Origin of the sequence: Desulfosalsimonas sp. (assembly GCF_046483245.1) — a bacterium.
Classification (GTDB): Bacteria; Desulfobacterota; Desulfobacteria; order Desulfobacterales; family Desulfosalsimonadaceae; genus Desulfosalsimonas.
In genome coordinates, this window is the sequence record NZ_JAWODO010000038.1 from 1 (window position 1) to 5,386 (window position 5,386).

The window sequence follows — 5,386 nt, forward strand, 5'->3', positions numbered from 1 at the left end:
CGAATATCGAATGTTCAAATGATAAAAACCAACAGCTTAAAACAGGATGTTTCTGTCATTGATGCATTTAGGGTTTTGGTCATTGGTTCGAATTTCGAGCTTTGGTTTTTCCGTTTTCTCTGATAATCTTGGCAATGGGCCTGCCCCTTTCGGTGATCAGAATTTCCTCCCCGGATTTTACCCGGGCCAGGTCAGAATATCAAATGTTTCAATGACAAAAATACAAAAAGTGGTTTTTTCTGTTTCCGACATTAGAATTTTTGTCATTCGAATTTGTTTCGAATTTCGTTATTCGAATTTCGGATTTATCAGATCATGCCCTTTGGGCTTAGGTTAAAGCCGGGTACTCTGGGCCCGGATTTTTACTTTATGTAAGAGCGTGGATATTGACGACAGGCCAATTGCCAACCGGGACAGAGACAAAGCAAACACTTGGCGCCTCCGTACTGCCGGATCAAACGATAGTACTGGAGTGGGAGGCCACCCGGCAATATATGGCCCGATCCCGAAGTCAGCTTGAGGCGGCTGTCTACCGCGACTATACCGGCCGCAAGACCGGTGACTGGCTTCTTTTTATTGGATTCTGCGACAAAAGCATACCCCTTTCCGCGCCGCTTGCGTTTTTTCGCCAATTTGCCGGTGATTTTGCAGAGGCAGTATGCCGCATACCAGAGATTGAAGAATTGCGGGAAAACGTTTCGGTTACCCCTGATACCGCAGTGTTTGACAGGCACATAGAAAACCTGCCGCCGATGCCCGGTGCGGAATATATTGACCGATCGTTTCTGCAAAGATTGTGGCAGGCGTTGCACGAGGCCTTTTCCAGGGAGATTCAATCCTGGTCCGGCACTGTGGCGCAATACATTCAAAGCATCAGGCCGGATGCGCAGCTGGTGGGCCGGGTCTATTTCCACCTGGTGGAAAACACCAGGTCCGACGATCCGTTCGCGTTTCTGGCCACATACTCGACCGGTCTGGATTCCGGGGGCAGATCCCGGCACGTCCCGCTCAAACATGCCCTGGAAGCATACAAGGACAGCGAGGATGAGCTGTATCACCTTCTTGCCACGGTTTACCGGGCCGCGGAGAAAAGCGAGCTGGTCCGGGAATTAATCGATAGCGGCGACTTATTTCATCCGCTTTTCTGGTCTTCGAAAAAAGCGTTTGCGTTTTTGCAGGAAGTTTCGATCTACGAAGCCGCCGGCATCCTGTGCAGGATTCCCGACTGGTGGAAGGCAAAAAGCGCCTCTGTAAAACTGAATCTTCAAATCGGTGACACCGGTCCCTCTTTTGTCGGGCTGGACGCCCTGGTTTCTTTTAAGCCAAAGCTTTTGATAGGCGACGAGGAGATTTCGGCAGATGAAGCCCGGCGTTTGCTGGAGGAGGCCGAAGGCCTGGCCTTTATCAAAAACAAATGGGTGGCGGTGGACCCAAAGCGTTTGGAGCAGACTCTTGCCGCCTATGAAAAGGCTGAAGCTATGGCGGAAAAGGGCGGTTTGAGCCTGAAAGAAGCCATGCAGCTTCAGTTAAACCCGGAAAAGGCATTCGCAGAGAAACTGGAGACCGCAGACTATGCCGTGTCACAGGGCCAATGGCTGGAATCCGTTTTGGAACGGCTCCGGCGGCCCGAACAAATTTCCCGGGTGGCGCCATCAAAACGGTTTAATGCCGAGCTGCGGCCTTATCAGCAGGAGGGTTTAAACTGGCTGTATTTCCATCACAAAATGGGGTTTGGCGCCTGCCTGGCCGATGATATGGGGCTGGGCAAAACCGTGGAAGTTCTGGCCCTGCTTGACGTATTAAAGCAAAACGGCGACAGCTCCGAAAACCGCGGTAAAAAAGCTGATCTGTTAATCGTGCCTGCCTCCCTGGTTTCTAACTGGACAGAGGAGATCGAACGGTTTTTCCCGGATCTTGAGTATTTGGCGGCTCATCCCGCAATGCATCAAAACAAACGGCTGCGCGCAAAAGATGAAAGCACGCTGGACTGCTATGACCTGGTGATAACTACTTACGCATTAATCCAGCGCTATGACTGGCTTAAAGTCTATCCCTGGCGCTATGTCATCCTTGACGAAGCCCAGGCCATTAAAAATTCGTCAACCAGGCAGACCCGGGCGGTCAAGCATCTGAGTGCACAAAACCGGATCATTCTCACGGGTACCCCGATTGAAAACCGGCTTTCGGACCTCTGGTCTTTGTTTGATTTTTTAAACCCCGGCCTGCTTGGTACTGCCGCGGAGTTTAAAAGCTTTATGAAGCAGCTTGACAAGGGGGAAAAAGATCACGCCGGCCTGCGGGGGCTTGTGCGCCCCTTTATACTGCGCCGTTTGAAAACCGACAGGGAAGTAATAGACGATCTGCCCGAAAAAGTGGAAATGAAATCCTATTCCAGGCTGACCCAGAAGCAGTACCTGCTTTACCAGAAGCTTGTGGAAAATCTGACAAACACAATTGAAACGAAAGAAGGCATTGAGAGAAAAGGCATTGTGCTGTCCTCGCTGATGAAGTTCAAACAGATATGCAACCATCCGGATCAGTACCTTGGCGCGGAAGGTTTTGATGAGGCGGCCAGCGGCAAGTTTGCCCGTTTAAGGCAGATTTGTGAAACCATTCATGAAAAGCGGGAACAAGTTTTGGTGTTTACCCAGTTCAGGGAAATGGTCGGCCCGCTGGCCGAATTTATGGAGCAGGTTTTCGGGCGGCCAGGGCTCTTTATTCACGGCGGTGTTCCGGTGGGAGAGCGCAAAAAAAGGGTACAGAAATTCCAGGCCGATGCCTATACCCCGTTTATGGTGCTTTCGCTGAAAACCGGCGGTGTGGGGCTGAACCTGACCCGGGCCGGACATGTAATCCATTTTGACCGCTGGTGGAACCCGGCAGTTGAAAACCAGGCCACCGACCGGGCTTTTCGCATCGGACAGAAAAAAAATGTCATGGTCCATAAGTTTTTAACCCAGGGCACGGTAGAGGAAAAAATCGACAGAATGCTTGAATCCAAACAGACGCTGGCAGAAGATGTAATCGGAAACACCGGCGAGGCCTGGATCACCGAAATGGGCAACCAGGATTTGATTGACACCTTCCGGCTGGGCCTGTAAGGCTTTTGTATAAAAAGGAGTGATCGGCTGATGCGATACAGCGGTTTTCCCAGATATGTCCCTGTAGGCGAACGCAGGGCAAAGGCGGAACGAAAAATCAAGGAGATGCAAAAGAAAAATCCGGATATCCGGCCGGTTATCATCGAAAGCAGGGCAAGCCTTGCCCGCACATGGTGGGGCAGGGCCTGGAACCGGAACCTTGAGGGATACGCGGATTATCATAACCGAATAGCCAGGGGGCGCAGCTATGTCCGGCATATGGCTGTAATCGATCTTCAGATAAATCCCGGCCATGTCGCCGCCCGTGTTATGGGCTCCCGCGCAAAGCCATATTCAGTTGATATCACGATAAAACCGCTGCCGGCAAAGCTCTGGGATGCCATTGTAAAAGACTGCGCCGGAGAGCTGCACTCAATGCAGGACCTGTTGGCCGGTAACTTTCCCCGGTCCATCGGCGAACGGTTTACCTCCCGCAAATACGGACTTTTTCCTTCCCCAGGGGAAATCACCTTTGACTGCAGTTGTCCGGACTGGGCCTATATGTGCAAGCATGTAGCCGCAGTCCTCTACGGCATAGGGGCCCGCCTGGATGAATCCCCCGAGCTTTTTTTCACCCTCAGAAATGCCGCGGTTCAAGAGCTTGTGGCAAGCACAGTGCGAGGCGCCAGGGAGCATCTGCTAAACAGGGCCGGACAAAACCGGGCGGAAAAAATGGGCAATGCCGAGCTTTCGGACATGTTCGGCATTGAAATGGATGAAGCGCCTGCGGCAAAACCGGCAGAACAAAAAAAAGCACCCCAAAAGCCGGCCAAAAGAAAAAATTCGCCGGGCAGGAAGGCCTCCGGGGATGCCGAAGTGATTTATGCCGTTATCCGGCGTTCCAAAAAAGGTATCGATTTTGCGGGAATTCAGAAAAAGACAGGACTGCCGGAACAGAAAATCCGCAATACAATTGCTGCTCTGCACCGTAAAAACCGGATTCGTCGGATATCAAGAGGGATATACAAGGGGGCATGAATTCACGGTTTTTATAAAATTTGAAAAATCTGGTCTTTTGGGCCAGGTCAGAGGACGTTGGCTGTGCCTCAAAAAAATAGAAACCTATAAATTCGAAATACGAAGCTCGAAATCCGAAACAAATCCGAATACCAAATGTTTCAATGACAAAAACAAAAATACAAAAAGTGGTTTTTTTCTGTTTCCGACATTAGAATTTTTGTCATCCGAATTTGTTTCGAATTTCGTTATTCGAATTTCGGATTTATCAGACTTTAACTTCAATTGGGAAGGCGGGTTGTCGGATATCAAGGATCAATATTCTTCGTCCTCTCATTCATACGATAAATTGCCCTCAACCAGGAAAAAATATAATTTGGACTTCGATGATGCCTGTCAGTACCAGATCGCACTGGAAAACGGCTTCAAGATTGTAACGATGGATACCGATTTCAAACGTATCAAAAATGTGCCAGTTGATTTTATTTGACAGAAATATTTCCGGAATACAGAGGTTGGTTTATGAAAGTAGGGCGCAATCAGCCGTGTCCCTGCGGCAGCGGGAAGAAGTACAAGAAGTGATGCCTGGCAGATGATGAGGCAGGGAAATCAAACGTTGAGCATGTGGATTTTGGCAGGCAGCGGTTAAGGGACACTGAAAACAGCGTAGTTACCAAGCTGCTTGACTTTGCCGAGGAAAGATTCGGGGAAGACGCTCTCATGGAGGCGATGAGCGAGTTTTTCCTTTGGCCGGAGGAAGAGCCGGAAAACGAGCTTCTCGAAATGATGATGGATGCTTTTGCATCGTGGTTTGTTTTTGCCTGGGATGCAATAGAATTCGCGGAAGAACAAGGCCTGGCCGAAGAAGGGGACCCGGAGGAAGCAGATGACCTGGAGTTTCCGGAAAAAAGCCTGGGCATGCTTTTACTGGAAGAACAACCCGACAGGGTAGATGAATTTGAAAAAAAGTTTATCCGGGAAGCTGTTGCGCAGCCCTACAGCTTTTTCCAGGTAATTGACGCCGAGCCTGGCAAATGTCTGCATTTGTGGGATTTGCTGTTAAACAGGAAGGTTACGGTGGCAGAACAGCAGGCATCCACGCAGGATATAAAAAGCGCGATTCTGTTTACCAAGGTGATCACCCTGGAAGGCACCTCGGTTATGCTCGGTTGTTTTTCTTCGATTTGCCCTGCCAGGTACCAGGGAAAGCTGGTTGATTTCCGGCGCGGCCTTGGGTCCTATACCTAAATGAGTGATAAAATTGCGATCGTTAGTCATTCCTATCCTAC

General features: G+C 50.0%; 6 protein-coding genes. 5 read left to right on the forward strand and 1 reads right to left on the reverse strand.

The features are described 5' to 3' along the window. Positions 1-79: 79 nt before the first annotated feature. Positions 80-190, reverse strand: a complete 111-nt coding sequence (locus tag R6U41_RS03730) for a type II toxin-antitoxin system Phd/YefM family antitoxin (protein WP_410268495.1) — start codon at positions 188-190, stop codon at positions 80-82. A gap of 304 nt (positions 191-494) precedes the next feature. Here R6U41_RS03730 and R6U41_RS03735 point away from each other — a divergent pair, with 304 nt between their 5' ends. The 5 genes from R6U41_RS03735 (at position 495) to R6U41_RS03755 (ending at position 5,345) form a co-directional block, all read left to right on the forward strand. Beyond that, positions 495-3,101, forward strand: a complete 2,607-nt coding sequence (locus R6U41_RS03735; protein ID WP_410268492.1) for a DEAD/DEAH box helicase — start codon at positions 495-497, stop codon at positions 3,099-3,101. Positions 3,102-3,131: 30 nt separating this feature from the next. After that, positions 3,132-4,118 (forward strand): SWIM zinc finger family protein, encoded by a 987-nt coding sequence (locus R6U41_RS03740; protein WP_410268493.1) that lies wholly within the window; start codon positions 3,132-3,134, stop codon positions 4,116-4,118. A 328-nt stretch (positions 4,119-4,446) separates the two neighbouring features. Continuing rightward, positions 4,447-4,587, forward strand: coding sequence for a PIN domain-containing protein (locus R6U41_RS03745; RefSeq protein ID WP_410268496.1), 141 nt, complete (start codon positions 4,447-4,449; stop codon positions 4,585-4,587). A 32-nt stretch (positions 4,588-4,619) separates the two neighbouring features. Continuing rightward, positions 4,620-4,679: an SEC-C metal-binding domain-containing protein gene (locus R6U41_RS03750; RefSeq protein WP_410268497.1), complete on the forward strand. Its 60-nt coding sequence runs from the start codon at positions 4,620-4,622 to the stop codon at positions 4,677-4,679. A 42-nt stretch (positions 4,680-4,721) separates the two neighbouring features. Then, positions 4,722-5,345: a hypothetical protein gene (locus tag R6U41_RS03755; protein WP_410268494.1), complete on the forward strand. Its 624-nt coding sequence runs from the start codon at positions 4,722-4,724 to the stop codon at positions 5,343-5,345. Positions 5,346-5,386: the final 41 nt, after the last annotated feature.

What these genes read in the sequence shown, in the direction of transcription:
- R6U41_RS03735 (WP_410268492.1), top strand. Translation starts at nt 495, where the DNA reads ATGGCCCGATCCCGAAGTCAGCTTGAGGCGGCTGTCTACCGCGACTAT.
- R6U41_RS03740 (WP_410268493.1), top strand. Translation starts at nt 3,132, where the DNA reads ATGCGATACAGCGGTTTTCCCAGATATGTCCCTGTAGGCGAACGCAGG.